The sequence below is a fragment of the Actinospica acidithermotolerans genome, assembly GCF_018139625.1.
In the GTDB taxonomy this organism is placed as follows: Bacteria; Actinomycetota; Actinomycetes; order Streptomycetales; family Catenulisporaceae; genus Actinospica; species Actinospica acidithermotolerans.
In genome coordinates, this window is sequence record NZ_JAGSOH010000060.1 from 17,579 (window position 1) to 44,367 (window position 26,789).

Annotated in this window: 24 protein-coding genes; 1 reads left to right on the forward strand and 23 read right to left on the reverse strand. The window is 71.5% G+C overall.

All coding sequences use genetic code 11. From position 1 onward, the window contains the following. Positions 1-73: 73 nt before the first annotated feature. The 6 genes from KDK95_RS19865 to KDK95_RS19890 form a co-directional block, all read right to left on the reverse strand. The gene (locus KDK95_RS19865) at positions 74-340 is read right to left on the reverse strand and encodes a hypothetical protein (protein ID WP_212519715.1); all 267 of its coding nucleotides are present in this window, start codon (positions 338-340) and stop codon (positions 74-76) included. Between the two features lie 79 nt (positions 341-419). Further along, on the reverse strand, positions 420-1,424 hold the full coding sequence (locus KDK95_RS19870; RefSeq protein WP_212519716.1) for an NADP-dependent oxidoreductase: 1,005 nt from the start codon (positions 1,422-1,424) through the stop codon (positions 420-422). 92 nt (positions 1,425-1,516) lie between these two features. Beyond that, entirely contained in the window at positions 1,517-2,464 is a 948-nt protein-coding gene (locus KDK95_RS19875; RefSeq protein WP_307844485.1) for an RluA family pseudouridine synthase, read from the reverse strand. Between the two features lie 45 nt (positions 2,465-2,509). Further along, positions 2,510-3,148 (reverse strand): signal peptidase II, encoded by a 639-nt coding sequence (gene lspA, locus KDK95_RS19880; RefSeq protein ID WP_212519717.1) that lies wholly within the window; start codon positions 3,146-3,148, stop codon positions 2,510-2,512. Positions 3,149-3,256: 108 nt separating this feature from the next. Next, a complete protein-coding gene (locus tag KDK95_RS19885; protein WP_212519718.1) occupies positions 3,257-3,817 on the reverse strand; it encodes a TraR/DksA family transcriptional regulator in 561 nt (186 codons plus the stop codon). A gap of 260 nt (positions 3,818-4,077) precedes the next feature. After that, a complete protein-coding gene (locus KDK95_RS19890) occupies positions 4,078-4,416 on the reverse strand; it encodes a DUF167 domain-containing protein (RefSeq protein WP_212519719.1) in 339 nt (112 codons plus the stop codon). Positions 4,417-4,711: 295 nt separating this feature from the next. On the opposite strand from KDK95_RS19890, the gene ileS reads away from it, so the two are divergent. Continuing rightward, positions 4,712-7,867: an isoleucine--tRNA ligase gene (gene ileS / locus KDK95_RS19895; RefSeq protein ID WP_212519720.1), complete on the forward strand. Its 3,156-nt coding sequence runs from the start codon at positions 4,712-4,714 to the stop codon at positions 7,865-7,867. Positions 7,868-7,907: 40 nt separating this feature from the next. Here ileS and KDK95_RS19900 read toward each other — a convergent pair whose 3' ends face one another. The 17 genes from KDK95_RS19900 to KDK95_RS19980 all read right to left on the reverse strand — a co-directional run. Continuing rightward, the gene (locus KDK95_RS19900) at positions 7,908-9,602 is read right to left on the reverse strand and encodes a serine/threonine-protein kinase (RefSeq protein WP_212519721.1); all 1,695 of its coding nucleotides are present in this window, start codon (positions 9,600-9,602) and stop codon (positions 7,908-7,910) included. A gap of 234 nt (positions 9,603-9,836) precedes the next feature. After that, the gene (locus KDK95_RS19905; protein ID WP_212519722.1) at positions 9,837-10,949 is read right to left on the reverse strand and encodes a DivIVA domain-containing protein; all 1,113 of its coding nucleotides are present in this window, start codon (positions 10,947-10,949) and stop codon (positions 9,837-9,839) included. 81 nt (positions 10,950-11,030) lie between these two features. After that, a complete protein-coding gene (locus KDK95_RS19910) occupies positions 11,031-11,318 on the reverse strand; it encodes a YggT family protein (protein WP_282971488.1) in 288 nt (95 codons plus the stop codon). A gap of 59 nt (positions 11,319-11,377) precedes the next feature. Beyond that, positions 11,378-12,028 (reverse strand): cell division protein SepF, encoded by a 651-nt coding sequence (locus tag KDK95_RS19915; protein WP_212519723.1) that lies wholly within the window; start codon positions 12,026-12,028, stop codon positions 11,378-11,380. 103 nt (positions 12,029-12,131) lie between these two features. Beyond that, positions 12,132-12,878 (reverse strand): YggS family pyridoxal phosphate-dependent enzyme, encoded by a 747-nt coding sequence (locus tag KDK95_RS19920; protein ID WP_212519724.1) that lies wholly within the window; start codon positions 12,876-12,878, stop codon positions 12,132-12,134. Then, the gene (pgeF, locus tag KDK95_RS19925) at positions 12,878-13,624 is read right to left on the reverse strand and encodes a peptidoglycan editing factor PgeF (RefSeq protein ID WP_212519725.1); all 747 of its coding nucleotides are present in this window, start codon (positions 13,622-13,624) and stop codon (positions 12,878-12,880) included. Before pgeF ends, KDK95_RS19920 begins: the two co-directional genes overlap by 1 nt. Before the next feature lie 114 nt (positions 13,625-13,738). Further along, the gene (ftsZ, locus tag KDK95_RS19930; RefSeq protein ID WP_307844488.1) at positions 13,739-14,890 is read right to left on the reverse strand and encodes a cell division protein FtsZ; all 1,152 of its coding nucleotides are present in this window, start codon (positions 14,888-14,890) and stop codon (positions 13,739-13,741) included. 234 nt (positions 14,891-15,124) lie between these two features. Next, positions 15,125-15,865, reverse strand: coding sequence for a cell division protein FtsQ/DivIB (locus KDK95_RS19935; RefSeq protein WP_212519726.1), 741 nt, complete (start codon positions 15,863-15,865; stop codon positions 15,125-15,127). Between the two features lie 2 nt (positions 15,866-15,867). Further along, positions 15,868-17,301 (reverse strand): UDP-N-acetylmuramate--L-alanine ligase, encoded by a 1,434-nt coding sequence (gene murC, locus KDK95_RS19940; protein ID WP_307844489.1) that lies wholly within the window; start codon positions 17,299-17,301, stop codon positions 15,868-15,870. Continuing rightward, complete coding sequence (locus KDK95_RS19945; protein ID WP_306466607.1) at positions 17,298-18,449, reverse strand: UDP-N-acetylglucosamine--N-acetylmuramyl-(pentapeptide) pyrophosphoryl-undecaprenol N-acetylglucosamine transferase; 1,152 nt, start codon at positions 18,447-18,449, stop codon at positions 17,298-17,300. Before KDK95_RS19945 ends, murC begins: the two co-directional genes overlap by 4 nt. Before the next feature lie 14 nt (positions 18,450-18,463). Further along, complete coding sequence (gene ftsW, locus KDK95_RS19950) at positions 18,464-19,744, reverse strand: putative lipid II flippase FtsW (protein ID WP_212519728.1); 1,281 nt, start codon at positions 19,742-19,744, stop codon at positions 18,464-18,466. A gap of 131 nt (positions 19,745-19,875) precedes the next feature. Then, positions 19,876-20,742, reverse strand: coding sequence for a hypothetical protein (locus KDK95_RS19955; protein ID WP_212519730.1), 867 nt, complete (start codon positions 20,740-20,742; stop codon positions 19,876-19,878). Positions 20,743-20,895: 153 nt separating this feature from the next. Then, on the reverse strand, positions 20,896-22,395 hold the full coding sequence (gene murD / locus KDK95_RS19960) for a UDP-N-acetylmuramoyl-L-alanine--D-glutamate ligase (RefSeq protein WP_212519731.1): 1,500 nt from the start codon (positions 22,393-22,395) through the stop codon (positions 20,896-20,898). Continuing rightward, the gene (gene mraY / locus KDK95_RS19965) at positions 22,392-23,456 is read right to left on the reverse strand and encodes a phospho-N-acetylmuramoyl-pentapeptide-transferase (protein ID WP_212519739.1); all 1,065 of its coding nucleotides are present in this window, start codon (positions 23,454-23,456) and stop codon (positions 22,392-22,394) included. The genes murD and mraY overlap by 4 nt, the downstream gene beginning before the upstream one ends. Beyond that, the gene (locus KDK95_RS19970; RefSeq protein ID WP_212519732.1) at positions 23,456-24,850 is read right to left on the reverse strand and encodes a UDP-N-acetylmuramoyl-tripeptide--D-alanyl-D-alanine ligase; all 1,395 of its coding nucleotides are present in this window, start codon (positions 24,848-24,850) and stop codon (positions 23,456-23,458) included. Before KDK95_RS19970 ends, mraY begins: the two co-directional genes overlap by 1 nt. Beyond that, the gene (locus KDK95_RS19975; RefSeq protein WP_307844491.1) at positions 24,847-26,445 is read right to left on the reverse strand and encodes a UDP-N-acetylmuramoyl-L-alanyl-D-glutamate--2,6-diaminopimelate ligase; all 1,599 of its coding nucleotides are present in this window, start codon (positions 26,443-26,445) and stop codon (positions 24,847-24,849) included. The genes KDK95_RS19970 and KDK95_RS19975 overlap by 4 nt, the downstream gene beginning before the upstream one ends. A gap of 95 nt (positions 26,446-26,540) precedes the next feature. Next, positions 26,541-26,789: penicillin-binding transpeptidase domain-containing protein (locus KDK95_RS19980; RefSeq protein WP_249161565.1), on the reverse strand; the 249-nt coding region annotated here is incomplete at its 5' end.

Below are 26,789 nucleotides of genomic sequence, written 5' to 3' on the forward strand. Positions count from 1 at the left end.
ACGACACTGTTTCACAGCTGTCTTGCGGTGTCGCGCCGGGGCGAACGAAAGAGCGAACGCCGCTCTGACGCGGTTACAGGTCGCGCCAGCGCTCGCGGGAATCGCGCGAGTCGGCCGGGGACTCGCTGAAGGCGTGCTGGGTGCGGCGCGCCCGGGTGCTCTGGGCGGCGAGCGACTCGTTGAGGCCGGAGTAGGCGGGCACGCCGGGGAGGTGGTGCCGGGTCTCGCGCAGCACCAGGGCGCGGACGTACTGCGAGACGCTCTGCCCGGCGGCGAAGGCCAGCCGCTCGAGTGCCTCGTACGTGTCCTCGCTCAGGTCCGGGATCTCGATACTCGGCATGGGAAGGACTATCGTCCCGGGCCCGCGAACGCCGCAAGGCCCGGGAGGTGAAATCTTCCGCAGTGCGCCGGACGGCAGGTCAGAGACGGATCAGCATCTTGCCGGTGTTGGCGCCGCGGAGCAGGCCGAGGAACGCGTCGACGGCGTGGTCCACGCCGTCCACGACCGTCTCCTCGGCGCGCAGCTCGCCGTCCGCGAGCCACCGCGCGGCCTGCGGCACCCAGGTCGGGGCGAGGTGCATGTGGTCCATGACGATGAAGCCCTTGAGCGTGAGCCGCTTGCCGATCGCCTGGGCCAGGTTGTCCGGTCCCGGCACCGGCGTGGTCGCGTTGTACTGCGAGATGGCGCCGCACAGCGCGATCCGGCCGCCGACGTTCGACCGGGCGATCGCCGCGCGCAGGTGGTCGCCGCCGACGTTGTCGAAGTACACGTCGACGCCCTCCGGCGCCGCCGCCTTGAGCTGGGCCTCGAGGTTGCCGAGCCGGTAGTCGATCGCGGCGTCGAAGCCGTACTCGTCGGTCAGCTTCTTGGCCTTCTCCGGGCCGCCCGCGGAGCCGATCACCTTGGACGCGCCGAGCTTCCTGGCGATCTGGCCGGCCACCGAGCCGACCGCGCCCGCGGCGCCGGAGACGAACACGACGTCGCCCTCCTTGACCGGGGCGACCTCGACCAGGCCCGCGTACGCGGTCAGGCCGGTGGTGCCGAGCACGCCGAGGTAGGCCTGCGCCGGGGCGATCTCGGTGTCCACGATCTGCGCGTGCTTCGCGGGGATGCTCGCGTACTCGCGCCAGCCGGCCATGTGCAGCACGGTCGCGCCGACCGGGATCGACTCGTCCGCGGACTCGACGACGGTGCCGACCGCGCCGCCCTCCATCGGGGCGCCGAGCTGGAACGGCGGAACGTACGACTTCACGTCGTTCATCCGGCCCCGCATGTACGGGTCCACCGAGAGCCACTCGTTGCGGATCAGCACCCGGCCGGGCTCGGGGGCGCCGACGGTGGTCTCGACGAGGGAGAAGTCGTCCTGAACCGGTTCGCCGTGCGGTCGGCGGACGAGGTGGACTTCGCGGCTGACGGTGCTCATGGCGGGGACGCTCCTTCGGGAGGGTGCGGCGGACGGGCGGGACGTTGTTCGTGCCGAGGCGGTGATGGTGGCGACGCGGGCGACGGCCGGGATCAGCTCTCGGCGGCGATCAGATCGAGGGCGTGCTGCAGATCCTCGGGATACGGCGAGGCGAACTCGACCCGGTCGCCGGTGGCCGGGTGCGCGAAGGCGAGCCGGGCGGCGTGCAGCCACTGCCGGTTGAGCCCGAGGTGCTGGGCGAGCTTGGGGTCGGCGCCGTAGGTGAGGTCGCCTACACAGGGGTGGTGCAGCGCCGACATGTGCACGCGGATCTGGTGCGTGCGGCCGGTCTCCAGCTTGATGTCCAGCAGCGTGGCCCGGCGGTACGCCTCGATCGTGTCGTAATGGGTGACCGAGTCCTTGCCGTCGGCCGTGACCGCCCACTTGTAGTCGAGCTTCGGGTGCCGGCCGATCGGGGCGTCGACGGTGCCGCTCATCGGGTCCGGGTAGCCCTGGACCAGCGCGTTGTACCGCTTGTCCACGGTGCGCTCGCGGAACGCGTCCTTCAGCACCGAGTAGGCGTGCTCCGACTTGGCGACGACCATCAGGCCGGAGGTGCCGACGTCCAGCCGGTGCACGACGCCCTGGCGCTCGGCCGCACCGGACGTGGAGATCCGGTAGCCCGCGGCGGCCAGCCCGCCGACGACGGTGGGCCCGAGCCAGCCCGGACTCGGATGCGCGGCGACCCCCACCGGCTTGTCCACGACCACGATGTCGTCGTCGTCGTGCACGATGCGCATCCCGGGGACCGGCTCGGCGACGGCGGCCGCGTCGAAGTCCTCGGCGCCGGGCGGGGGCGGGAGCTCGACCTCGAGCCACGCGCCGCCGCGCACCTTGTCGGACTTGCCCACGGACTTGAAGTCGATGGCCACCAGGCCCTGCTCGGCGAGCTCGGCGGCCTTCGTCCGGGAGAGCCCGAACATCCGGGCCAGCGCGGCGTCGACCCGTTCGCCGTGCAGGCCGTCGGGGATGGGCAGGGAGCGGGACTGGCTGGAGGTCACGCCCTCAGGATACCGGTAGGTAAGCGATCGCTCAGCCGCGTCGCGTCACTCCGGCGCGGACGGGGAGTCCGCCGGAGCGTCGGCGGGCGGGTCGGCCGGCGGCTGCGCACGGCGCTCGTCGGTGCCGTCCGGGTGCAGGCCGCGGAAGGCGAGCAGCACCATCAGCACGCCGCCGCAGGTGATCCCGGCGTCGGCCACGTTGAAGATCGCGAAGTGCGGGAACTGGATGAAGTCGACGACCCAGCCGCGGAACAGGCCGGGGGCGCGGGCGATCCGGTCGGTCAGGTTGCCGATCGCGCCGCCGAGCAGCAGGCCGAGGGCGACCGCCCAGGGCGCGCTGTACAGGCGCCGGGCCAGGCGCAGGATGACGAAGACGACGCCCATCGCGATGAGCGAGAAGACCGCGGTGTATCCCCAGCCGATGGAGAAGGCCGCGCCGGAGTTGCGCGTGTAGGTCAGCTGCAGGAAGGAGCCGAGCACGTGCACCGGCTGGCCCGGGGTGAGCTTGGCCACCACCAGGTACTTCGTGATCACGTCGAGGACGTAGACGATCCCGGCGACGGTCAGGAGTATGCCGACCCGGCGCCGGCGCGGGCCCGTCGCGGCCGCCTCGACCTCGGCGGACGAGGGCGTCCGCTGCTCGCCGTGGGACGCGCGGTCTGCGTCCTCCTGTGCTGTTTCCACCCGGCGACCTTAACAGTACAAACGTGCGCGCGTTGACCGTGTCTTGACGTGGACCGCGTCGTGACGCGGCCGGGCACCTGCGACGGGCACCCGGCCCCCCGGCCTCGGCTAGCGCCGCTCCTGCTTCTCCTTGCAGTCCTTGCACAGCGTCGCGCGCGGGAACACCTGCAGACGGGCCTTGCCGACGCCCTCGCCGCAGGACTCGCACACGCCGTAGGTGCCGGCCGCGATGCGCGCGAGGGCGCGCTCGGACTGCACCAGCATGTCGCGGGCGTTGTTGACGATGGACATCTCGTGCTCGCGCTCGAAGTTCTTCGAGCTGGTGTCGGCCTGGTCGTCGCCGGCCCCGGTGCCCGCGTCGCGCAGCAGGTCGCCGAGCGCCTGGTCGGCGGAGGCGACGTCGGCGCGCAGCCGGTCGACCTCGGCCCGCAGGTCGCCCTCGACCTCGGCGATCTCCTCGGCGGTCCACGGGTCCTCGCCGGGGCGTACCGGCAGCGACTCGAGGTCGGCCCTGGGCTTCACGGTGCGAGCGGGGGTGCGCGGGGCGCGGGCGGCGGGCGCCTTGGTCGCCGGGCGCGCGGCGGGCTTGGCCGCGGGCGCCTTCTTCGCGGTCTTGGCTGCGGGCGACGAGGCCGCCGGGGTGGCGGTGGTACGCGCGGTGGTGCTCAAGGTGCATCCCTCGCTCTCGGATCGGATCAAAAGGACCGGTCACCACCTGCGAGTGCGCGGTGGGCCGGCCGGGCTGCGGGCGGGCCGGCGCGGTCCGCGCCGTTCACCCATTCCGCATAACGGGTTACGCGGCAGATTGGTGCCCGGTCGGCCGAATCGCTAATCACGGAACGATGAAGATCTTTTTCGCCGGAACGCTGGGCCGACCGGCTGACGTTACGCTCGGCGACCATGCGGTTTCGCATGGTCGCGTCCCTAGTTCAACCCCGAAGCGCCGCGAGCCGGTCCGCCAGATCGGCCGGCGGATCCCGGACCAGCAGCACCTTGTCCCTGCTCGCGGCGCCGGTGTGCAGCGTGACGGCCGACTTGGGCAGCCCGAGCGCGGCCGCCACCGCCTCGACCGCGGCGGCCGTCGCGCGCCCGTCCACCGCGCGCTCCGTCACTGCCACGACGAGCGCCCCCGCGTCTCCGTACGACCCGCCCACTCTGGCGCGCGCCGAGCCCGAGAGGCTGACGGTCACGGCGCCCGGCTGGCCGGCCCGGCCACGCGGCGACCAGCCGGGCTTGACCCGGATGGCGATCTTCACGGCGGCTTCCATGCGGAAAATCTAATCGCGCGAGAAGCGTTCCACGAGGCCGTACACTGGAGCCCTGCGGATCGCGACGGCGACGACGGGGCCATCACCCCCGAGCCGCCGGAAGAACGGGAGCCTTGCCGGGCTCCTCAGTAGAACCGGCCTTTCCGCGAGTTGAGTGGGCGCGGAAGCCGGGCACGGCCGCCGCGCCAAGGAGGGTGGTACCGCGGGACGCCGTCTGCAGGACGCGCGCTCGTCCCTTCGTGACCGATGCTGCGAAAGCCTCGCAGCACGCGACGAGCCGCGGAGGGGCCCGCCCATGTACCGACCCGTACCCGCCAAGGCGGACCTGGTCGCCCTCGAACACGAGGTGCTCGACCTGTGGCGCCGTGAGTCCGTCTTCCGGAAGTCGCTCGACGCGACCGCGGACGGACCGCGCTGGACCTTCTACGAGGGCCCGCCGACCGCGAACGGCATGCCCGGCACCCACCACGTCGAGGCGCGCGTCTTCAAGGACGTCTTCCCGCGCTTCAAGACGATGAAGGGCTACCGCGTCGAGCGGCAGGGCGGCTGGGACTGCCACGGCCTGCCGGTCGAGCTCGCCGTGGAGAAGGAGCTCGGCTTCACCGGCAAGAAGGACATCGAAGAGTACGGAATCGCCGAGTTCAACGAGAAGTGCCGCGAATCGGTCAAGCGGCACGTCGGCGAGTTCGAGAAGCTCACCGAGCGCATGGGCTACTGGGTGGACCTGTCCAAGGCCTACTGGACCATGAACCCCTCGTACATCGAGTCGGTGTGGTGGTCGCTCAAGCAGATCTTCGACAAGGGCCTGCTGGTCCAGGACCACCGCGTCGCGCCGTACTGCCCGCGCTGCGGCACCGGCCTGTCCGACCACGAGCTCGCGCAGGGCTACGAGACCATCGTCGACCCGTCCGTGTACGTGCGGATGCCGCTCACCTCGGGCCCGCTCGAAGGCCGGGCCGCGCTGCTGGTGTGGACGACCACCCCGTGGACCCTGCCGTCCAACACGGCCGTCGCGGTTCACCCGGACGTGGCCTATGTGGCGATGACCGACGGCGCCGAGACGCTGGTCGTGGCCGAGCCGCTGGTCGAGAAGGCGCTCGGCGAGGGCTGGGAGCAGGTCGGCCCGGCGTACACCGGCCGCGAGATGGAGCGCTGGTCCTACCAGCGTCCGTTCGAGCTGGTCGAGTTCCCGACCGACGTCCCGACGCACTACGTCGTGCTCGGCGAGTACGTCACCACCGAGGACGGCACCGGCCTGGTCCACCAGGCCCCCGCGTTCGGCGAGGACGACCTCAAGATCTGCCGCGGCTACGGCCTGCCGGTGGTCAACCCGATCCGCCCGGACGGGACGTTCGACGAGTCGGTGCCACTGGTCGGCGGCGTCTTCTTCAAGAAGGCGGACGAGCGCCTGGTCGCGGACATGCGCGACCGCGGCGTGCTCTTCCGGCACCTCGAGTACGAGCACTCCTACCCGCACTGCTGGCGCTGCCACACCGCGCTGCTCTACTACGCGCAGCCGTCCTGGTACATCCGGACCACCGCCATCAAGGACGCGCTGCTGCGCGAGAACGAGGCGACGAACTGGTACCCGGAGAACGTCAAGCACGGCCGCTACGGCGACTGGCTGAACAACAACATCGACTGGGCGCTCTCCCGCAACCGGTACTGGGGCACGCCGCTGCCGATCTGGCGCTGCGCGGAGGGCCACCTCACATGCGTCGGCTCCCTCGGGGAGCTCGGCTCGCTGGCCGGGCGCGACCTCGCGGACCTGGACCCGCACCGCCCGTTCATCGACGAGGTCACGTTCGCGTGCCCGGCGAAGGACGGCGACGAGCCCTGCGGCGCCGCTGCCGAGCGCGTGCCGGAGGTCATCGACTGCTGGTACGACGCCGGCTCGATGCCGTTCGCGCAGCGCGGCTACCCGCACGTCGACGGCTCCGTCGAGGAGTTCGACGCCTCCTACCCGGCGGACTTCATCTGCGAGGCGATCGACCAGACGCGCGGCTGGTTCTACACGCTGATGGCGATCGGCACGCTGGTGTTCGATCAGTCCTCGTACAAGAACGTGCTCTGCCTGGGCCACATCATGGCCGAGGACGGGCGGAAGATGTCCAAGCACCTGGGCAACATCCTGGAGCCGATCCCGCTGATGGACCGGCACGGCGCCGACCCGCTGCGCTGGTTCATGCTGGCCGGCGGCTCGCCGTGGTCGGCGCGCCGGGTGGGCGACGGGACGATCCAGGAGGTCGTGCGCAAGACGCTCGGCACCTACTGGAGCACCGTGGCCTTCCAGGCGCTCTACGCGCGGGCCGGGAACTGGACGCCGTCCGCGGCCGACCCCGCGGTCGAGGACCGGCCGGTGCTGGACCGCTGGGTGCTCTCGGAGCTCAACCGCCTGGTCAGGGACGTGGACGCGGCGCTGGAGGACTTCGACACCCAGCAGACCGGCAAGCTGCTCGCGAGCTTCGTCGAGGACCTGTCGAACTGGTACGTGCGGCGCTCCCGGCGGCGGTTCTGGAAGGCGGAGCCGGCCGCGCTGGCGACGCTGCACACCGTGCTGGACACGCTGACCCGGCTGATGGCCCCGCTGGTGCCGTTCATCACCGAGCGGGTCTGGCAGGACCTGGTGCGCCCGGTGACGCCGGAGGCCCCGGAGTCGGTGCACCTGGCCGCGTGGCCGGTCGCCGACGAGGGCGCGATCGACGACCGGCTGCAGGCGCAGATGGCGATGGTGCGGCGGCTGGTCGAGCTCGGCCGGGCCACCCGCGCCGAGTCCGCGGTGCGCACCCGGCAGCTGCTCGGCCGGGCCCTGGTCGGCGCGAGCGGCTGGGCGGAGCTCGGCGAGGAGCTGCGCGCGCAGATCGCCGAGGAGCTCAACGTGCAGAGCACCGAGGCGCTCAGCGAGGCCGCTGGCGACCTGCTGCAGTACAGCGCGAAGGGCAACTTCCGCGCTCTCGGCAAGCGGTTCGCGAAGCGGACGCCGCTGGTGGCCAACGCCATCGCGGCGGCGGACGCGGCCGAACTGGCGGCGGCGCTGCGCTCCGGCGGCGCGGCCACGGTCACCGTCGAGGGAGAGCCGGTCGAGGTGACGGCCGAGGAGGTCGTCGTCACCGAGACCCCGAAGGAGGGCTGGGCGGTCGCCACCGCCGGCGGCGAGACCGTCGCGCTGGATCTGACGATCACTCCGGAGCTCAAGCTCGCCGGCCTCGCCCGCGACGCCGTGCGGCTGATCCAGGAGGCGCGCAAGACCAGCGGCCTCGACGTCTCGGACCGGATCACGCTGCGCTGGTTCGCGACCGACGCCGACACGGCCTCGGCTCTGACGGCGCATCAGTCCACGATCGCCGAGGAGGTGCTGGCCGTGGAGTTCGCCGCGGACGGCGCGGCGCTCGGCGCGGACGCCTTCCGGGACGAGGAGCTCGGCCTGGAGTTCACGGTCGCCAAGGCCTGATTCGGCGGCCTGATCGCAACGCCGCCTGTCGGCTCGGCTCTCAGCCGGCCCGGCAGGCGGCGGAGACCGAGGAGGCGGTCACATGGTTCTGATCGCCGTTGATCACGCTGATGTCGGTCAGCGTCAGCCGGATCACTCCGTCGGGCGCACTCAGGTTCTCGAGGTCCGCGTTGGCCACGAACGCGCCCTTGTTCTCCGCCTGGTCGATCCGGAAGCGGTTCTCCGAGCCTCCCGCCGCGATCTGGTAGACCGCGAAGCCGGACGAGGGATCGGCGTTCGCGATGTAGATCTTCAGCGTGCAGGTCACCGGCCGTTTGAAGTCGAAGGACCAGTCGGCGCTCGACCCGGATTTCGCGCTTTTGCCCGATTTGCGAAAAGCGTCCGCCGCGCCGCCGCACGCCGGATCGCCGCCGTGGACGTCGGTCTCCAAACTGCCGGATGTGACGGAAAACACAGCCCATTTCGTGCTCGGGCACCCCACTCCGGCCACGACGGTGCCCCCGGCGAACGCCGTCGCGCCCGCGGACTGCTTCGCCGAGGACGTGGTTCCGGCCGTGGCCGGCAGCGTCGCGGAACCGGACGCGGTGTGCTCGGGCCGGCCGAACGCCTCGACGGCGAACCAGCTGCTCACACCCAGCGCGGCGGCGAGTAGGGCCGCGAGGATGCCGATCGCGCGCCGCCGCCGTCGAAGGACCGGAAGGCGATCACCGGTCGGGGCGGCGGAACGTCGGGCGGGTTCGGATGTGCGCCCGGGCTCGGGAAGCGACGGCGTGACGACGGTCTGGGCCGCGGCCGAGACGGGGTCCGGCAGGATCGGCTCGGCCGGCGGGACCGTCCCGCGTCGGGTGAGGCGGTCGACGATGCGCAGGCCCGCGGCGGCCACCGCCTCGGGGCGGGGTCGGTCCGCGGGGTTCCGCGCCAGGCAGTCGGCGACGAGTTCGCGCAGTTCGCCCGGCACGCCGTCGAGGTTCGGCTCGCCGTGCACGATCCGGTAGACGACCGATGCCGGGTCGCCGCCGGAGTACGGCGAGAGGCCGCAGGTCGCGAAGACCAGCACCGCGCCGAGCGCGAAGACGTCCACGGCCGGGCCGACCGTGCGCGGATCGACGATCTGCTCGGGGGCCATGTAGCCGGGCGTGCCCATGGTCCAGCCGGTCACGCTCAGGGTGGTGGAGTCGGCGGTGCGGGCGATGCCGAAGTCGACGACGCGCGGGCCGTCGGGGGCCAGGATGATGTTCGCGGGCTTCAGGTCGCGGTGCACGACGCCCGCGGCGTGGATCGTGGCGAGGGCGCCGGCCACGCCGACCGCGAGCCCGGCGGCCGCATGGGCCGGGAACGGGCCGCGCTGGGCCACCAGGCGATCCAGCGTCGGGCCCTCGATGTACTCGGTGACCAGCCAGGGCGGGTCGGCGTCCGGGTCCCCGTCGAGCACCCGGGCCGTTCCCTCGCCCTCGACCCTGCGCGCGGCGGCCAGTTCGCGCCGGAACCTCGCGCGCGCCGTGGCGTCGTCGGTGTGCGAGAGCACCTTGAGGGCGACCGGCTGGGCGCCCTGCGCGGCCCTGTGGCGGGCCAGGAACACCCGGCCCATGCCGCCCTGCCCGAGTACCGCCTCGACGCGGTACGGGCCCACCGCCGCCGGATCGCTCTCCCGCGGCTCCCGTAGCGCGGACGCCGCGTAGCCCGCGCTCGCCGCCGCGAGCGCCGCCCGCCAGTCCGCGGCCGTCTCCTGACCCACAGGGGCAGTGAAGCAGCCGTACGGGGCGGTGCGCCAGAGCGCACTTTCTGTGAGAGCATGAATACGGCTAGTATTGACGCCGGGTCAGGAACCGCGTGCGGGGCCGTATACCCGTCATTCGGCGAGCCCTCCGGGAGCCGCGGTACCACGCCGGACCGCGAGCCCCCGGAGCGTGCGCCGAATGCCGAGGGGTGAATCAGGTGGATCAGGTGGAGCCGGCCGGGAGCCGAGCCGTCAGCTGTCGGGGTCCTCGTCGATGAGGAAGCCGCGCATCGGGGAGGGCGCCTGCGGGATGCCCGGGTTCGGCTGCGGCGGGACGCCGGGCCGGATCGGGGCCATCGTCTGGGTCATCTGGCTCATCGAGCCGGCCATGGCGGGAGCCGGACCGGGCATGCCCGGGTTCGGCACGGCCGCGGCGTAGCTCGGCTGCGGGCCGGACTGGCCGAGGCCGGGCATCATGCCCACGCCGGAGGAGCCGAGGCCGCCCATCCCGGGAACGGGCTGCGGCTGCGGGACCTGCGGGGCCTGGACCGGCGGGGCGGACTGGGCCGCCGCCGAGGTGCCCGGGCCGAGCTGCGGCACGCCGCCGCCGAACGAGGAGCTCGAGCTGCGCGCCAGGGCGGAGTCGTCGCTGCTGTTCGACTCGAGCTGCCGCATCTGGCTCTCCAGGTACGACTTGAGCCGCTGCCGGTACTCGCGCTCGAAGGCGCGCAGGTCCTCGACCTTGCGCTCCAGCGAGGCGCGGGCCTGCTCCAGCGTGCCCATCGCGACGCGGTGCTTCTCCTGCGCGTCCCGCTCCAGCGCCTCGGCCTTGCTGCGGGCCTCGCGCTCGAGACCGTCGGCCCGGGTGCGGGCCTCGCCGACGATCTTGTTGGCCTCGTTGCGCGCCTCGGCGATCGCCTGGTCGGCCGTCTGCTGCGCCAGCGCCAGCACGCGCGCGGCGGAGTCGCCGCCCGGCGCCTGCGGGAACTGGGGCTGCTGCGGCACCGCCATGGCCATCGGCATCGGGGCGGGCAGCTGCGGAGGTATGGGCTGCGGCTCGCGACGCTGCGGCATCCGGTCCATGGGCACCGGGGAGCGGTCCATCGGGCCAGGCCCACCCCGATCCATCGGACCGGATTGCTGCGCGGCCTGCTGCTGGGCCTGCTGCGCCTGTTGCTGGGCCTGGGCCGCGGCACGGGTCGCCGCTGCCAGCTTGGCGCGCAGCTCCTCGTTCTCCCGCAGCAGACGGGTCAGCTCCGCCTCCACCTCGTCCAGGAAGGCATCGACTTCTTCCTCGTCGTAGCCCTCGCGGAGGCGGACTGTAGTGAACTGCTTGTTGTGCACATCCTCGGGGGTCAACGGCATCTCTTCACCTCGGCGTGGTCGTCGGCGTACCGGACAGACAATATCTCGTGTCCTGGCTGTTATGTATCGTCAGATCGTCCCTCAGATCGTCCCCACGAACTGGATCGCCAGGAACAGGATGATCACCAACAGCAAGAACGCCAGGTCGAGCGCCAGACCGCCGATCCGCAACGGCGGGATGTACCGCCGCAGAAACTTCAGCGGCGGATCGGTGGCGGTATAGGCGGACTCCACGGCAACCAGCATGACACCGTGCGGATCGTAAGAGCGGGCGAATTGGAAAACCCACGTCATCACGAGCCGGAACATGAGCAGGATCCAGTAGACCCAGAGCACCACCGTGACCACCTGGATCGCCACGTGCCCCATCTCCCGCACCGTTCCTTCCGGACCGCCGTCACCCGCGGCGCCCGTCCGGACACCGTCGGTCAGCTCTGGTTGAAGAACCCGCCCTCTGCGATGCGGGCCTTGTCCTCGGCCGTCACATCGACGTTAGCAGGTGAGAGCAGAAACACCTTCTGCGTCACCCTCTCGATGCTTCCCCGCAGGCCGAAGACCAAGCCCGCCGCGAAGTCGACCAGGCGCTTCGCGTCCGGGTCGCCCATCTCGCTGAGGTTCATGATCACCGGGGTGCCGTCGCGGAAGTGCTCGCCGATGGTGCGCGCGTCGTCGTAGCGCTGCGGGTGCAGGGTGGTGATCCGGTAGGGCTCCCCGCCGCCGGATCCGTTGCGCTCGTAGGAGTCCGGCAGCACCGCGACCGTGGTCGGCCGGATCGAGGAGGCGGACGGGCGGGCCGGCACCGGGACCGCGTTGCGCCGCGGCTGCTCGGCCAGGAACAGCGGTCGCACCTCCTGCTCGGCGGCGGAGGACTGCGCCTGGCGCGGCGTCGCGGACTCGCTGTAGCGCGGCGGCTGCTGGGCGAAGCGCGGGACGAACTCCTCCTCGCGCTCCTCCGGCGCCGACTCGGCGTGCGGCTGCTCGGGCTCGGCCGACTCGTAGTCGTCCTCGTCGTACGCGTAGGGGTCCTCCCCCTCGGACAGACCGAGGTAGACGGCCGTCTTCTTGATGAATCCGGGCATTGACCCGTCCTTCCGTCTCATCCTGGTCGTCGCGCCGACTAGGTTCGGTGTGCCAGTCAGCGGGTGATCGGCTTTACCCAAGAAACCGTCTCAAATCACGACGTTACCGCAGTCGCGGCCTGCCGCCGAGCAACGCGGTCCCGATCCGGACGTGTGTCGCACCCGCCGCGACCGCGGCCTCGAGATCGCCGCTCATCCCTGCCGAGAGTGACACGGCGTCAGGGTGGGCGCCACGCAGTTCCCCCGCGAGGGCGGCGAGACGCTCGAACGCCGGTTCCGGCGGCGACCCGAGCGGGGCCACGGCCATGAGCCCGGCCAGGCGCAACGCATCGGTTCCGGCCACCGCGTCGGCCAGCTCGAGCACCTCCTCCGGATGCGCGCCGCCCCGGCCCGAGCCGTCGCGTACCGCCTCCGGATCCAGGTTGACCTGCACGAACGCGCGGATCTCGCGCTGCGCCCGAACCGCCGCCTTATCCAGCGCGGCGACCAGAGAGAGCCGATCGACCGACTCGACGACGTCGGCGTAGGAGACGACTGATTTGACCTTGTTGGTCTGGAGTTGACCGATGAAATGCCATTCGGGCGCGGGAATCGACGCCACGTCGGCAAAATCCGACACCAGCGCCTCGGCCACCTCCTTCGCCTTCGCCGACGCCTCCTGGTCCCGGTTCTCGCCGAGCACGCGCTGCCCGAGCCGCAGCAACTCGAGAACATCAGAGGCCGGACGGAACTTGGTGACGGCGACGAGCGTCACCTCCTCGGCGCCGCGCCCGGCCGCGGCGCACGCGGCGGCGATCCGCTCGCGGACGGCGGCGAGGTTCGCGGCGATCTCGGCGGCCCGATCCGCCATCAGGCGGCGTCCGCGGCGTCGGCCAGCCAGACGAATCCGGCGAACCGGCCGGTCGCGCCCTCGCGCCGGTAGGAGTAGTGGTCCTTGGACTCCATCGCGCAGATCTCCGAGCGGTGGCCGTGCTCCGGGGCGATTCCGGCGGCGGCCAGCTGCGCCCAGACCCCGCCGGGCACGTCCACCGCGGGGGTTCCCCAGCTCGTGGTGGCGAAGGACTCCGGCACCCGGGCCGCGACGTCGGCGCGCATCGCCTCCGGCACTTCGTAGCAGGACCCGCACACGGCCGGTCCGGTGTACGCGATGATCCGGGCGGGTTCGGCGCCCAGCGAGACCATCCTCGCGACGGTCGCGGGGACCACGCCGGCGGCCATCCCGGGGCGGCCCGCGTGCGCGGTGGCGACGATCCCGGCCTCCGGATCGGCCAGCAGCACGGGAGTGCAGTCGGCGACCATGATGGCCAGGCCGAGCCCCGGCACGGCGGTGACGCTGGCGTCCGCCTCGGGCCGCTCGGCGTCCGCCCACGGCTCCTCGGCCACGGCGACCTCGGCGCCGTGAACCTGCGTCAGATACAGCACGCGCTCGGGATCGAGCCCGAGCCCGGTCGCGGCGAGCCCGCGGTTGCGCAGCACCGCCGCCGGATCGTCGCCGACGTGGTCGGCGAGATTGAGCGAACCGTAGGGCGCCGCGCTGACGCCGCCGTGCCGGTCCGAGAAGGCGAAGCGGACCCGGCCGTGCTCGTAGATCTCCACGGAACCGAGCCTATCCGCTCGCCCGTGCCGCCGCCGCCCCGCACGTCGTGAAACGGAACCGGCCGTGCTCGAAGACGCTCTGGACCTCCACGGAGCCGGCCCGAAGCGCGGCTACTAGTTGATGTTCTTCAGGAAATCGGGGATGTCGATGTCGTCCTCGGCCCGGGTCGGCGGGATCGTCGGCAGCTGCGCGGTGCTGGCGTTCTCGTCGTGCTCCGGCGCCCCCTTCGTGGTGCCGAGCATCCCGTCGTGCACGTTCGTCGACCCCGGCTCGACCTTCTCGGCGTGCGTGATCACCGGCTCGCGGCGCTTGGTCGGCTGGCCGCCGTCGAAGCCCGCGGCGATCACGGTGACCCGCACCTCGTCGGCGAGCCCGTCGTCGATCACGGCGCCGAAGATGATGTTCGCGTCCTGGTGCGCCGCCTCGGAGACCAGCTGCGCGGCCTCGTTGATCTCGAACAGGCCCAGGTCGGAGCCGCCGGAGATGGACAGCAGCACGCCGCGCGCGCCGTCGATCGAGGCCTCGAGCAGCGGCGAGGAGATCGCCATCTCGGCCGCGGCCGTCGCCCGGTTCTCGCCGCGGGCCGAGCCGATGCCCATCAGCGCGGAGCCGGCCTCGGACATGACGGACTTGACGTCGGCGAAGTCCAGGTTGATCAGGCCCGGCGTGGTGATCAGGTCCGTGATGCCCTGGACGCCGCTGAGCAGCACCTGGTCGGCGGACTTGAAGGCGTCCAGCACGGTGGCGCCCGGCGCGGAGATGGACAGCAGCCGGTCGTTCGGGATGACGATGAGGGTGTCGACCTCCTCGCGCAGCGCGGCGATGCCCTCCTCGGCCTGCGTCGCGCGGCGGCGGCCCTCGAAGGTGAACGGCCGGGTCACCACGCCGATGGTGAGCGCGCCGAGCGAACGCGCGATGCGGGCCACCACCGGCGCGCCGCCGGTGCCGGTGCCGCCGCCCTCGCCGGCCGTCACGAACACCATGTCGGCGCCCTTGATGACCTCTTCGATCTCCTCGGCGTGGTCCTCGGCGGCCTTCTTGCCCACCTCGGGATTGGCGCCCGCGCCCAGCCCGCGCGTCAGTTCGCGCCCGACGTCGAGCTTGACGTCCGCGTCGCTCATCAGCAGCGCCTGCGCGTCGGTGTTGATCGCGATGAACTCGACACCCTTGAGTCCGACCTCGATCATCCGGTTGATCGCGTTGACGCCGCCGCCGCCGATGCCCACGACTTTGATGACGGCGAGGTAGTTCTGGGGTGCACCCACGATTCGAAGGCCTCTCGCGCTGGTGAGTTGTTCGCCGCGGCGCGCGGTCAGCGGCCGCGCACACGGTCCAGTCAAGAACTGTATCGCCCCTGACGGCCGTCAACATCATCTAGATGACTCGATCGACGAAACGACAGTAGGTCGGACAGTGCTCACCCCGCAACGAACACGCCGAAACTCACCCCACCGCAGTTTCGCTGATTCCTTGACGCTTCAACGCATTATCAGCTTATTTTATGACATTGCCGGAGCATCAGGTGCGCTCACATCGTAGTGCCTGCCGCCGCCGATGCGCAGCAGCGCCACGAGATCCCGCGCTTTGTCGACGGCGTCGTCACCACCGCCCCAATTCACCGTCGCGCCGTCGGTGAATCGCAGCGTGATGGCATACGGATCAGACGCCGTGATCGCGGAGATCTGCTTCGAGACGCCCGACGGCAGGGCCCGCAGCGCGGCGAGCGCGCCGGGGACGACGTCGGCCGCCTTCGCCGGGGCCGAGACCGTGATGACCGGCAGGCCCTTCGACGGCTTCGCCACCTGCCCGAACACGACGCCGCCGCTGTCGACGACCTGATATCCCCGCGCGTCGGGAACGAGCGCGGCGGGCTGCCTCTCGGTGACCGTGATGACGACCGTTCCCGGCCAGTCCTTGCGCACATTCGCGGAGGCGACCTGCGGAATCCGCTCGATGCGGGCGGCCGCCGCGGCGGTGTTCAATGCGGCCATCGGGCCGCCGCTGCCGATCTGAGCCGCCGTCAATACCTGCGCGGCGGTAATACTTTTCACTCCGGCCACTTTGATACCGCGCACGGCGATCAGCGAAGTGTGCCAGAGCAGCAGATAGCCGATCAGGGCGAGCAGGCACGCGGCCACCGTGAGCGTCACCGAAAGCCGGCGCCAGCGGGCGCGCGCCCGCAGCCGGGCGGCGTAAAGCCGGGCCGGCAGATCGGAGACGCGCTGCGCGCCCTCGGTCAAAGCTAACCCCGGTTCTCGGCGCGGGCGCGCAGCAGGTCGAGCAGCTTCGGGCCCACGGTGGTGATGTTGCCCGCGCCGCCGGTCACGACCAGGTCGCCCGGCCGCGCCCAGCCGGCCAGCAGCGCGGGGACGTTCGCCGTCTCCGGCTCGAAGACGACCTGCTCGGCGGGCAGCGGCACGTCCTGCGCGATGACCGAGCCGGTCACGCCCGGGATCGGGTCCTCGCCGGAGCCCGGGTAGACCTCGAGCACCGCGACCAGGTCCGCGGCACCGAGCGGGGCGCCGTACTCGCGCAGGAACGCCCGCGCGCGGGAGTAGCGCTGCGGCTGGAACGCGACGATCAGCCGGCCGTCCCCGGCCAGCTCGCGATACGCGGCGAGGGTGGCGGCGATCTCGGTCGGGTGGTGCATGTAGTCGTCGTAGACGCGCACTCCCCCGGCCTCGCCGATCAGCTCCATCCGGCGGCGCGCGCCGGTGAAGTGGGCGAGCGCCTTGGCGGCGGAGGCGCGCTCGACGAACGCGGACAGAACGGTCACGGCCGCCGCCGCGTTTTCCACGTTGTGACGGCCCGTCATGTTCAGGTCGAGTTCCGTGTCACCCGCGAGACGCGCCTTCGAGCTACCGCTCGCCAGGGTGACGTCCGTGATGCGCACATCCGCGTTCTCCGCGACGCCGTAGGTGAGCACCTTGATCCCCTTGGCGCGGGCGTGCTCGATCGAGATCCGGGCGCCGGCGTCGTCGACGCAGGCCACGAGCGTGCCACCGGGCTTGATCTTGTCGACGAAGCCCTTGAAAGCCTCGTACACGGCATCGACGGACTCGAAGTAGTCCGGGTGGTCAAGCTCGACGTTCGTGATGACGGCGATGTCCGGCTCGTAGTGCGTGAACGTGCCGTCCGACTCGTCCGCCTCCGCGACGAAGACCTCGCCCTTGCCCGCGTGCCCGCTGACGCCGGTCGCGCCGATCTCGCCGCCGATGATGTACGAGGGGTCGAGACCGAGCTCGGCCAGCGCGACGGCGAGCATGGAGGTCGTCGTCGTCTTGCCGTGCGTGCCCGCGACGAGCACCGAGGTGCGGCCGACCATCAGCGAGCCGAGCGCCGTGGCCCGGTGGATGACGCGCAGGCCGCGCTCCTTGGCCGCGAGGACCTCGACGTTGTCCGCGCGCAGGCCGGTCGAGACGACGACGGTGTCCACGCCGTCGAGGTTCTCGGGGCGCTGGCCGATCGTGACGAGCGCGCCGTCGCGCTCGAGCTCGTCGAGGGGCACCGTGCGCTTGATGTCGCTGCCGGAGACGGGCAGGCCGCGCTCCAGCGCGACGCGCGCGACCGGCGCCATGCCGACGCCGCCGATGCCGACGAAGTGGATCCGCCCCAGCTCCTCGGCCGGGGGCAGCGGGTCGAGCAGCTGGTGGTAGAGGTCGTGGATGTTGCTCACTGGTCCGCCTCCGCAGTCACGGTCGCTTCCGCCGCCACCATCGCCTCCGCCATCTCCGCAGCGCCGCCGCGCACCGCCTCGTACACCAGGTCCACCAACGCCTCGTCACCGTTCCGCCGCCCGAACTCGGCGGCGGCCTTACCCATCTCGTCCAGCTTCTCGCGATCGGCGAGCAGCGGCAGCAGATTCGCCGCCAGCCACGCCGGCGTGAGCTCCTCGTCCTCCACCAGCAGCCCGCCGCCCGCGCGCACCACCGGCGCCGCGTTCAGCCGCTGCTCGCCGTTGCCGATCGGCAGCGGCACGTACACCGCGGGCAGGCCGACCGCCGCGAGCTCGGAGCAGGTCATCATGCCGCCGCGGCAGAGCATCGCGTCCGCCGCCGCGTACGCCAGATCCATCCGATCCAGGTACGGTACGCGCACGTACGGCGCCCCGCTCACCGGGAACTCGACGTCGTCGCGCCACGCGCCGCGGCCGAGCGCGTGCAGGATCTGCACCCCGGCCGCGGAGAACTGCTCGGCCGCGTCCTCGATCGCCTCGTTGAGCCGCCGCGCGCCGAGCGAGCCGCCGGAGACCAGCAGCGTCACCGCGTCCTTGCGCAGCCCGAAGAACTCGATCGCCTCCTCGCGCCGGGCCCGCCGGTCGAGCTCGGAGATCATCCGGCGCAGCGGCACGCCCAGGTACCGTCCGCCGCTCAGCCGGCAGTCCGGCGAGCCCGTCGCGATCCACTCCGTCATCCGGGCGCCGATCCGGTTGGCGAGCCCCGGACGCACGTTCGCCTCGTGCACCACGATCGGCACCGAGCGGCGCCGCGCGGCGAAGTAGGCGGGCAGCGCGACGTGGCCGCCGAAGCCGACGACGATGTCCGCACGCGCCTTGTCCAGCACATCGACCGTCCGGCGTACCGTCCCGGCCAGCCGCGAGGGGACGGTGAACACGTCGATCGTCGGCTTGCGCGGCATCGGCACGGCCGGGATCAGCTCGAGCGGATAGCCGCGTGCCGGGATCAGCCTGGTGTCCAGGCCGCCGCGGGTGGTGCCGATGCAGGTGATCTCGTTCCGGGCGTCCCGGCGGCACAGGGCGTCGGCGAGCGCGAGAGCCGGCTCGATATGCCCGGCGGAGCCGCCGCCGGCCAGCACCACGTGCAGCGGAGCGTCTTCGGTCACAAGGTGTTTCCCAACTTCTCGGCGGCGCGAGCGCGGGCCTTCGGAGTGCGCGAGCCGAGCTTAGCGGGTGCCGACGCGTCGGAGGAGGGGCCATCGGAGGGGCCGTCCCTCAGGTCCTCGACCTCCCCGTTGCGGTACTGCGTGCGGGCGAAGGAGAGCAGCATGCCGACGGCGGCCAGGGAGGGAAGCAGCGACGAGCCGCCGTAGGAGACGAAGGGCAGCGGCACGCCCGCGATCGGCAGCACGCCGAGCACCGCGCCGAGGTTGATCAGCGTCTGCGCCATCAGCCAGCCGGTCACGGCGGCCGAGGCGAGCCGGATGAACCCGTCCTGCGCACTGACCGCTATCCGCAGCCCGGAGTACCCGACGACGACGAACAGCGAGAGCACGGCCAGCGCCCCGAACAGCCCCATCTCCTCGCCGACGATCGCGAAGATGAAGTCGGTCTGCGCCTCGGGCAGCTGCCCCCACTTCTCCCGGCTGGCGCCGAGCCCGACCCCGAACCACCCGCCGGAGGACAGCGCGCTGAACCCCTGCGCCGCCTGGTACCCGGTACCGGAGGGGTCGGCGGAGGAACTCGACAGGAACTCCGTGAACCGCCGCACCCGGCTGGGCCGGATCAGCACCGCGAGCGTCGCCAGCCCCGCCGCGCCGCCGGTCAGAATGGTGAAGAGGCGAGCTGGCGCCCCGACCACGAACAGCAGGCTGAACGCGATGGCCCCGATGACCATCGACGTACCCATGTCGCCGCCGAGCATGACCAGTCCGATGATCAGCCCGCACATCGGCAGCAGCGGCACGATCAGGTGGTCCCACGTCGTGAGCCGCTTCTGCTTGCGGTCCAGCAGATCCGCGCCCCAGAGCACGAGCGCGAACTTCGCGAACTCGCTCGGCTGCAGCGTCAGCGGCCCGAGCACCAGCCAGTTCTGGTTGCCGCCGGTCGACACCTGCCCGAACGCGAGCACCGCGACCAGCAGCAGCAGCGTGACGATCAGCAGCGGATACGCCATCAGCCGGTACACCCGCACCGGCAGCCGCGCCGCCACGATCAGCAGCGGCACCCCGATCGCCGCCGAAGCCGCCTGCTTCGCGATCGTCCCCAGCTCCGGCTTCCCGGTGACCAGGTTGTTGGTGGTCGACGCCGAGTAGACCTCGATCAGCCCGATCCCCACCAGCAGCGTCGTGGCCCCGATGAGCATGAAGTACGGCGCCATCGGGTGTCGCAGCCACTGCCGGGCCTGCCCCAGCCCGGTGCGCGCCCACACCACCACACCCATGCCTGCGCCGCCCAACCTTTCCACCGCCCCTGACCTTCGCGAGGTTAGCGCATCACCCCGCACAGAGCGGTCACCGCCACGGGATTCCGCGACGGCGACCGCTCCGAGGCAGCCACGAAGGTGAGGCGGCGTCAGCCGAACAGCTCGTCCGCGGCGCTGACATGCAGCGCCATCCGCAGCCAGCGGCGCAGCAGCTCCCGGTCGTGGACTGCGAGGATCCGCTCGCGCTGCGCGTCGGTGACCTCGATCTCCCGGTCCTCGAGCACGATGAGGATGGACTCGGCTTCGCCCTTGGCCTCGGCCGCGTCCTCGACCTTCCGCAGCACCTCGCCGAAGACCGGGTTCGCGCGCATGCTCTCTTCATCGGTCGTCATGAGCAGCATGAGTTCTTTCCACTTCTGTGCGAGTACCGGCTCGATGAGCGCGGACTGGATCTCCAGGGCGAGTTTGGTGCGCATTTCCTCGTCGGTCTGGTGGACCGCTTTCGCCAGCGGCTCCAGTATGCCAAGGATGCTCCGGTCCCTGCCATGCGTGATGACGCCGAACACGGCGAGCATCAGGTCCGCGTCGCTGATCGGACCTTTCAGCACCGGGACCTCGTCCGGACCGAGCACGAGAGGACGGACCACGCAGGTCTGCCAGAACTCCGTCCTGATCGTGATCGGACGTGCGGCCCAGTCCGCCGTAGCGCGATCGTTGCAGACGATGACGAGGACGACCGGCATCTCGTGGCGGTCGTGCAGGCTGGTGACGTACTGCGGCCACCGGATTCGCTTCTCCTCTGGCCGTCCCTGCTGAGCCTCGAATATGAGGACGAACTCGTCGCCCTCCTTCGTTCGCGCCTTCACCACCGAGTCCGCTTGGCGCGGAACCGGATCGAGCATCGTGACGTCCCCGGAGAGATCCTCGGTCGCCACGATGTCGGGGAACGTGGTGAACCCGACAGCGCGGAAGAGCTGATCGATGCTCTCCGGTCGGTCACGGAAGTAGTGATGCATCGCTTCATGCGATGGGGTAACCATGCGCCAGACCGTAAGAGCGGTTTTTGACCTTCGCCTTTTCGGCGCCGGGCACTTCCGTGACGCACTTCCTCTTGAGTTATTCGTGCGACGCATGTGACTTCGGTTGTGATCAGACCGCAACCTGCGAGGTCAGCCCTGCGCGGCCTTTCTGGCCTTGACCGCGGCGGCGAACAGGTCGCCGCGCTGGTTGTAGGAGACGAACATGTCCATCGAGGCGCAGGCGGGGGCCAGCAGAACGGTGTCGCCCTTGTGGGCCAGGTCGGCGGCGGCGTCGAGGATGAGGTCGATCGCGGCGGGGCCGTCGAGGCCGGTGTCGGCGCCGCCGATGTCGCGGATGGGGACGTCGGGGGCCTTTTCGCGCAGGGCTTCGGCGATGACGGCGCGGTCCTGGCCGAGGAGGACCACGCCGCGCAGGCGCTTGGCGGACTTCTCGACCAGGTCGTCGAACTCGGCGCCCTTGGCCAGGCCGCCGGCGATCCAGACGATGTGCTCGTAGGACGCCAGGGAGGCGGCGGCGGCGTGGGTGTTGGTGGCCTTCGAGTCGTCGACGTAGTCGACACCGTCGAGTACCGCCACGAACTCGATGCGGTGGGGGTCCGGACGGAAGTTGCGCAGCCCGTCGCGGACCGCCTCGACGGGGGCCCCGTAGGCGCGGGCCAGGGCGCCGGCGGCCAGGGCGTTGGCGATGTTGTGGGGGGCGTGCGGCTCGACGTCGTAGATCGTGCCGAGCTCGGCGGCGGAGGTGCGGCGGTCCTCGATGAACGCGCGGTCGGCGAGGATTCCGTCGACGACGCCGAGCATCGACAGGCCGGGGGCGCCGAGGGTGAAGCCGATGGCCCGGCAGCCTTCGACGACGTCGGCCTCCTCGACCATGCGCTCGGTGATCTTGTCGGCGACGTTGTAGACGCACGCGACGCGGCAGCGCTCGTAGATCTTCGCCTTGGCCGCGATGTACTGCTCCATCGAGCCGTGCCAGTCGAGGTGGTCCGGCGCGACGTTCAGGACGGCGGCGGCGTGCAGGCTCAGCGACTCGGACCAGTGCAGCTGGTAGCTGGAGAGTTCGATCGCGAGGACTTCGTAGGGCTCCTCGGCCAGGACGGCGTCTACCAGCGGGAATCCGACGTTCCCGCACGCGACCGCACGCTTGCCGCCCGCCTCGAGCATCGCGGCGAGCATGCGCACGGCGGTGGTCTTGCCGTTGGTGCCGGTCAGGCCGAGCCAGGGCGCGAAGGAGCCGTCCGGCAGCGGCTTGCGCAGCCGCCACGCGAGTTCCGCGTCTCCCCAGACCGGGATGCCGGCCTCCCGGGCGGCGGCGACGATCGGGGCGCTCGGCGGGATGCCGGGGACCACGACCAGCAGGTCGCAGCCCTCCGGCAGCGTCTTGTCGTCGCCGAGCCGGAGCGTGGCGCCGCGCTCGGCGACCGGGGCCGAGCGCTCCGCGGTCTCGGCGTCGTCGTAGCGGTCGCACAGCAGCACGTCCGCGCCGAGGTCCAGCAGCGCGTACGCGGCCGAGATGCCGACGACGCGCGCGCCCACGACGCACACCCGCAGGCCTTCCCAGGGAACCGATGCGACGCCGTACGGGTCGGGCTGACGCCAGTCGATCGCGTCCACGCTCTGGTCACTCATTTCGTCGCTGCGAATCCGCCGTAGAACACGCCCAGGCTGAGCGCCACGCACAGGCCGGCGATGATCCAGAATCTGATGACGACGTTGACCTCGGGCCAGCCGAGCATCTCGAAGTGATGGTGCAACGGCGCCATCTTGAAGACGCGTTTGCCCTTGCTGGCCTTGAAGTAGCCGACCTGGATGATGACCGAGAACATCTCCAGTAGGAACAGGCCGCCGATGACCACCGCGAGCAGCTCGGTGCGCGAGCAGATCGCCAGGCCGGCGAAGGCGCCGCCGAGGGCCAGCGAGCCGGTGTCGCCCATGTAGATCTTGGCCGGCGCCGCGTTCCACCAGAGGAATCCGAAGCACGCGCCCATCAGCGACGCGGCCACGATCGCCAGGTCCAGCGGGTCGCGCACCTCGTAGCAGCCCTTGCTGGGCGAGGAACCGCAGCTCTGGCCGTACTGCCACACGCCGATGACGACGTACGCGGAGAAGGCCATCACCGACGCGCCGGCCGCCAGGCCGTCCAGGCCGTCGGTCAGGTTCACCGCGTTCGACCAGCCCGCGATGAGCAGGTAGGCGAAGACCACGAACAGCACCGGGCCCAGGCCCAGCCAGCCGATGTCGTAGAGGAACGAGACGTGGTCGCTCGCCGGGGTCAGGCCCATCGAGTTCGGGAAGTGCAGCACCAGCACCGCGAACGCGACCGTCACGATCGACTGGCCGACGAGTTTCGCCTTGGCGCGCAGGCCGAGCGAGCGCTGCTTGAAGATCTTGATGAAGTCGTCGACGAAGCCGACCGCGCCGAGGCCCGTCATCAGGAACAGCACCAGCAGCGCCGAGTCCGTCGGCCACTTGCCGGTGGCCAGCTTGGTGACGAAGTAGCCGATCAGCGTGGAGAGCACGATGACGGTGCCGCCCATGGTGGGCGTGCCGCGCTTGACCTGGTGGGTCTGCGGCCCGTCCTCGCGGATCTCCTGGCCGTAGCCGCGCCGCGCGAAGAACTTCACCGCCATCGGGGTGCCGATCAGGGAGCACACCAGCGCGATCACGCTGGCGTACAGAACCGCTCTCATCATCGTGCGTCCTCCAGCAGGGCACGGGCCACCCGCCGCAGGCCGACGGAGTTGGAGGCCTTCACCAGGACGACGTCGCCGGGGCGCAGTTCCCCGCGCAGCACGGCGATCGCCTCGTCGGCGTCGGCCACGGTCGCGGACTCCTGTCCGCCGGAGCCTTCATGCAGCGCGCCGGCGTGGATCATCCGGGCGTCGGGACCCACGGCCAGCAGCCGGTCCACCCGCAGCCGCACGGCCAGCCGGCCGAGCGCGTCGTGCGCCTCCGCCGAGCTTTCGCCCAGCTCGGCCATGTGCCCGAGCACGGCCCAGGACCGGCCCTCGGGGCGCGAGCGGGCGAGCGTGACCAGGGCCTTGAGCCCGGCGCGCATGGACTCGGGGTTAGCGTTGTACGCGTCGTCGATCACCACGACGCCGTCGGCGCGGTGCGTGACGGTCATCCGGCCGCCGCTGAGCGGTTCGGCCGCGTCGATCGCGGCGGCGATCGCGGGTACCGGCATTCCGACTCCCACGCAGACCGCGGCGGCGGCCAGGGCGTTGGAGACGTGGTGCTCGCCGACGAAGCGCAGGCGCACCGGCGCCTCGACACCGTCGGCGGTCAAGGTGAAACCCGCACACCCGTTCTCGTCGATCTCGACGTCCTCGGCGCGCACTCGCGCCGACGGCTGCTCGCCGAACCAGACGACGGGGGCCTGGGTGCGCGAGGCCATCCGGGCGACGTAGTCGTCGTCGGCGTTCAGCACCGCGAAGCCGTCGCCCGGCAGCGCCTCGATCAGCTCGCCCTTGGCCTGCGCGGTCATCTCCTTGGAGCCGAACTCGCCGACGTGCGCGGTGCCGATGTTGAGCACCAGGCCGACCTTCGGCGGTGCGAGCTCGCACAGCTGCTTGATGTGGCCGACGCCGCGCGCGCCCATCTCCAGCAGCAGGAAGCGGGTGTCCGCGTCGGCGCGCAGCACGGTCAGCGGCAGGCCGATCTCGTTGTTGAACGAGCCCTCGGTGAAGACGGTCGGCGCGTGCGCGGACAGCAGTTGGCCGAGCAGGTCCTTGGTGGAGGTCTTGCCGGAGGAGCCGGTCAGCGCGATCACGGTGACGTCCGGCAGCCGCCGCAGCAGCTCATGGGCCAGCTGGCCGAGCGCGGCCTCCACGTCCGGGACGATCACGGCGGGCACGCCGACGTCCCGGCTGCCGAGCATCGCGGCGGCCCCGGCCGCGACCGCCGCGGCCGCGAAGTCATGGCCGTCCGCGTTCGCGCCGTCGAAGGCGGCGAACAGGCCGCCGGGCACCGGCTTGCGGGAGTCCAGGAACGCGGGGCCGTCGACCACCAGCGCGGGATCCGCGCCGGTCGCCAGTTCGCCGTCCACGATCCCGGCGATCTCGCCGAGCGTGAGCGCGATCACCCGGTTACCTCCGGCCGGGCCGCGGCGTGCTGGATCGCGGCGCGCAGGACCGCCGCGTCGTCGAAGGGGTGGATCACTCCGGCGATCTCCTGACCTTGTTCGTGTCCCTTCCCGGCCACCACCACGGTGTCCCCGGGTTCGCTGCGCCCGACCGCGCGGGCGATGGCCTCGGCGCGGTCCGCACAGACCTCCACCTCGGCGCTCGCGCCCGCCGCCACCGCGTCCCGCGCCCCGGCCTCGGCGGCCGCGAGGATCTGCAGCGGATCCTCGGAGCGGGGGTTGTCGTTGGTGAGGACGACTTCGTCGGCGCCTCGGGCGGCGGCCGCACCCATCAGGGGCCGCTTCGCCCGATCACGGTCGCCCCCGCAGCCTACGACAATCCGCAACCTGCCACGTGTCACCGGCCGGAGCGAGGCGAGCAGCGTGCTGATGGCGTCGGGGGTGTGCGCGTAGTCCACGATGGCGAGGAAGTCCTGCCCGGCGTCGATCGGCTGGATCCGCCCGGGCACGCCCGCCACCCCGGCCACCCCGGCGACGGCCGCCTCGGGGTCCACTCCGGCACCGATCAGGCTGACCACGGCGGTCAAGGCATTGGCGACGTTGAAGGCGCCGGGCAGCCGTACGCCGGCCCGGCGGCGGGTGCCGTCCGGACCGACCAGATCGAAGCCCGAGCCGTCCGGCCCGAGGTCGGTGTTCTCGGCCCGCCAGTCGGCGTCGGCGGCGCCGGAAGGTGAGATTGTCCACACTCGCACGCCGAGCGACGCGGCGCGCTCGGCGATGCGCCGGCCGTAGGGATCGTCCGTGTTCACGACCGCGAGCGCGGTGTAGCCCGGCGTGAACAGCTTCGCCTTGGCCTCGAAGTAATCCTCGAAATCGGCGTGGAAGTCCAGGTGGTCCTGCGTCAGGTTGGTGAACGCCGCGACCTTGTACCGGATGCCCGCGGTACGGCCGTACGCGAGCGCGTGGCTGGAGACCTCCATCGCCACGGCCTCGACCGAGTCCCGGCGCATGGCCTCGAGCAGCGCCTGCAGGTCGGGGGCCTCGGGCGTGGTGCGCACCGACTTGACCGCCTGGTCGCCGACCCTGGTGCCGGTGGTGCCGATGATGCCGGAGTGCAGGCCCGCGGCGCGCAGCCCGCCCTCCATCAGGAAACTCGTGGTCGTCTTGCCGTTCGTGCCGGTGATGCCGAGCATCGTCATCGCCTCGGCCGGGTGGCCGTAGAGCGCGGCGCCGATCCGGCCGAGCACCGGGCGCACCTCGGGCACGACCACCAGCGGCAGGCCGGAGTCGACGGCGGTCTTGGCGCCCTGCTCGTCGGTCAGCACGGCGACGGCGCCGAGCCGGGCCGCATCCGCCGCGAACTGGGCCCCGTGCACCGAGGCGCCGGGCACCGCGGCGTACAGGTCGCCGGGTCTCACCGCGCGCGAATCCATGGTGAATCCGCTGATCGCCAACGTGCGATTGGCCTCCGGGCCGAGGATCCGCACCTGCTCGAGCGAAGCGACGAGTTCGCCCAGGGGACGGGCCGGAACGGCACGCGGACGCGGGTCGATCTCGGACACGGGGGTGGTTTCGACACTGGACGGCTTGGGCACGTCGGCAGGCTACCGCTTAATGAGCCCCACGCGTGCCACGCCCCACGCCGGGTCCGCGCGCCGCGGCGAGTGGTTACCGTTCTATGACCAAGCCGTCACCAGGTGATCGGCAGATCCGGGGATTTCGCGCCGGTGGGGGCGACACCCTGTTCCTGCAATGCGAAAGACATCACTTTTTGGAAGACCGGCGCGGAGACCGTTCCGCCGAAGTGGTCGGCGCCCTGCGGCCCTTCCACGAAGACCCCTATCACCAACTGCGGATTGTCCGCGGGCGCGTATCCGATGAACGAGGCGGTGTATCCGCAGTATCCGCCGCAGCTGGCCACGTAGCGGTTCGCGGTGCC

Excerpts from the sequence above, each read along its gene's own strand:
- KDK95_RS19865 (WP_212519715.1), bottom strand. The coding sequence starts at position 340 with ATGCCGAGTATCGAGATCCCGGACCTGAGCGAGGACACGTACGAGGCA.
- KDK95_RS19870 (WP_212519716.1), bottom strand. The coding sequence starts at position 1,424 with ATGAGCACCGTCAGCCGCGAAGTCCACCTCGTCCGCCGACCGCACGGC.
- KDK95_RS19890 (WP_212519719.1), bottom strand. The coding sequence starts at position 4,416 with ATGGAAGCCGCCGTGAAGATCGCCATCCGGGTCAAGCCCGGCTGGTCG.
- ileS (WP_212519720.1), top strand. The coding sequence starts at position 4,712 with ATGTACCGACCCGTACCCGCCAAGGCGGACCTGGTCGCCCTCGAACAC.
- KDK95_RS19905 (WP_212519722.1), bottom strand. The coding sequence starts at position 10,949 with ATGCCGTTGACCCCCGAGGATGTGCACAACAAGCAGTTCACTACAGTC.
- KDK95_RS19910 (WP_282971488.1), bottom strand. The coding sequence starts at position 11,318 with ATGGGGCACGTGGCGATCCAGGTGGTCACGGTGGTGCTCTGGGTCTAC.
- KDK95_RS19915 (WP_212519723.1), bottom strand. The coding sequence starts at position 12,028 with ATGCCCGGATTCATCAAGAAGACGGCCGTCTACCTCGGTCTGTCCGAG.
- KDK95_RS19920 (WP_212519724.1), bottom strand. The coding sequence starts at position 12,878 with ATGGCGGATCGGGCCGCCGAGATCGCCGCGAACCTCGCCGCCGTCCGC.
- ftsW (WP_212519728.1), bottom strand. The coding sequence starts at position 19,744 with ATGGGTGTGGTGGTGTGGGCGCGCACCGGGCTGGGGCAGGCCCGGCAG.
- KDK95_RS19955 (WP_212519730.1), bottom strand. The coding sequence starts at position 20,742 with ATGCATCACTACTTCCGTGACCGACCGGAGAGCATCGATCAGCTCTTC.
- murD (WP_212519731.1), bottom strand. The coding sequence starts at position 22,395 with ATGAGTGACCAGAGCGTGGACGCGATCGACTGGCGTCAGCCCGACCCG.
- mraY (WP_212519739.1), bottom strand. The coding sequence starts at position 23,456 with ATGAGAGCGGTTCTGTACGCCAGCGTGATCGCGCTGGTGTGCTCCCTG.